This window comes from Sphingomonas sp. 179-A 2A2 NHS (assembly GCF_045371305.1).
Lineage (GTDB): Bacteria > Pseudomonadota > Alphaproteobacteria > Sphingomonadales > Sphingomonadaceae > Sphingomonas.
Window position 1 is genome coordinate 1 of sequence record NZ_JBIQDE010000031.1, and the last position, 2,015, is coordinate 2,015.

The following is a 2,015-nucleotide window of genomic DNA, read 5'->3' on the forward strand; positions in this document are numbered from 1 at the left end:
TAGCACAGGCTGTAGATAACCGCCCGTTTTTGCCTGTCGTAGAGCAGCATCAGCATCAGCCCGGCAGCGATCGCACCGGTCCAGGATCCAAAATAGCGTACGTTGATGAATCCGGGCAGCGCTGACGGCCACTCGATCCTGCCGCCTAGAACAGTCCATTCGGGTGGCGGGGTGTGGAACTTATGGATTGTCATCACGGACAATATGATGAGTCCGATAATGAGGCCTGGTCCAACCTTTTGAATGGCCAATTGTGCGACGGCACTCTTCTGGCGACTGGCGAGAAAGAAGATCGCCGCCGCTAGACGGAGGTGGATCAGCATGGCGATCGATAGCGTAACCGAGGCTGGTACGTTCTTTGATACAAAAACACTGCTGATCGTCAGACCGACAATCAGCAGGCCTAGTGCCACACGAATATCGGTCGGAAGCTGTCGCCATATCGGACCGTCGCGGTATCCGCGTGCGATCGCGACATGAATGATCGCAAGCTCGCAGACGATGAACGGCAGCTCCATCAGCCGCGTCCATTCCGCCCATGGCGGATCCATCTGATGCATGTAGACCGGGTAGAGCAAGGCGGAGACGACCGGCATGACGATGCCGATGACGACGCCGAGCCAGGTGAATAGATCAAGGCTCGATACCCTTAGCCTAGCCGTCGTCGCGTGAACCACCATTGCCCCTGTTCTGCCGCATCAATTGGCTGGGATCGGGCTGATCAAGGCGCTCGAGCCCTTGCGCAGGACTAGTGAGACAAGGTTAATTGCCTGTTAGCCGAAGCACGTCGTTGCCGTGGCTGGTGCCGTTATCGGCATCGCTCCTACCATCACTACTGACATTGGCATCATCGATCCCCGCGTGCGGCACATGGCCGAAAATTCGGTCGAACTGGCTATCGTACGCAAGCTTCATCCCCGCTGAGGGGCCGTGTCACAGATGGTGCCTTGTACGTTCCAGGCACCGGTGCTCGCGACGCAGAACGCGCCGAAACCGCATCCGATCGATATGTACCCGCCAAACGGACCCGACAGGATACGGCGTCGCCATAACCTGCTCTGCTTTGGGCATGCCAACCAAGCTCCGGGCTCGATCCTGCACGCGCGGCTGTGGCGCCGTCATGCGCTAATATCAGTACCTAGCGCTACAATCCGAGAATGCCATCGCGTCGCATCCCTGCGGCAAGCTCTCAAGACCCAAGATGGCTGTCGACACGTCGTCATGTCGATTGATTAGCACTTTCCGGTGGGACTAGTGATTTCCTACTCGAAAGCACGAATTGCACTGCGGCTGACGGGCGCTGCCCCTCATACGGGGGGCTCCGGCTCCCCAAAGTTCGTGCTTTCGAGTAGGAAATCCAACATGCCCCAAACGCCGCCCAAGCCGCCGACCGAAGCTCCCGCCCCAACTGCTGGCGAAACCCCTGCAAAGCCGCCGCAGAAGGCCGTCGCGCCGCGGCGTCGCGAGGTGTCGCAGCGCGATCTGTTTCAGCTCGACAGCCCGCTGATGGGCGAGATCCGCGGCGAGCGGTCGCTGATGGCGTTTCCCTTCTTCGCGCTGGCGAAGAGCGCGTGGATGAAGCCGCTCGCGTACAACCACGGGCCGGTATCGATCGAGGTACGGCCGTCGGCGAACGGCGTCGCGACGATCTACGACAAGGAGATCGTGCTCTATATCGCCAGTCTCATGGCAGCGAAGCTCGAGGCCGGCGAAGATGTCGCGCAGGACTTCGTCTTCACCGCGCACGATCTGTTCTCGGTGACGGGGGCGAACCATTCGGCGCGGTCGTACCAGCGACTGTCGGAGGCGCTCGAGCGGCTGCAGGGGACGCAGATCAAGACCAATATCGAGGCGGGCGGCGAAGGTGAGGAAGGGTTCTTCTCGTGGCTGTCCGAAGCGCGGCTGCACTATTCCAAGACCAAGACGGGCGAGAAGCGGCTGAAGGCGGTCAAGGTGCGGCTGTGCGACTGGCTGTACCGCGCGATCCTGCGCGACCGGCAGGTGCTCGACTATGC

The 2,015-nt window shown here is 60.5% G+C and carries 3 protein-coding genes; 1 reads left to right on the forward strand and 2 read right to left on the reverse strand.

The features are described 5' to 3' along the window. Both ACH0AE_RS17795 and ACH0AE_RS17800 read right to left on the reverse strand, forming a co-directional pair. A partial coding sequence (locus tag ACH0AE_RS17795) for a hypothetical protein (protein WP_406876162.1) occupies positions 1-680 on the reverse strand: 680 nt, incomplete at its 3' end. An 82-nt stretch (positions 681-762) separates the two neighbouring features. Beyond that, positions 763-915 (reverse strand): hypothetical protein, encoded by a 153-nt coding sequence (locus tag ACH0AE_RS17800; protein ID WP_406876163.1) that lies wholly within the window; start codon positions 913-915, stop codon positions 763-765. A 591-nt stretch (positions 916-1,506) separates the two neighbouring features. On the opposite strand from ACH0AE_RS17800, the gene ACH0AE_RS17805 reads away from it, so the two are divergent. Next, positions 1,507-2,015, forward strand: a 509-nt coding sequence (locus ACH0AE_RS17805) for a replication initiator protein A (RefSeq protein WP_406876164.1), incomplete at its 3' end; no start/stop codon positions are given.

Coding starts and splice junctions, on each gene's coding strand:
- ACH0AE_RS17800 (WP_406876163.1), bottom strand. CDS start 915: ATGAAGCTTGCGTACGATAGCCAGTTCGACCGAATTTTCGGCCATGTG.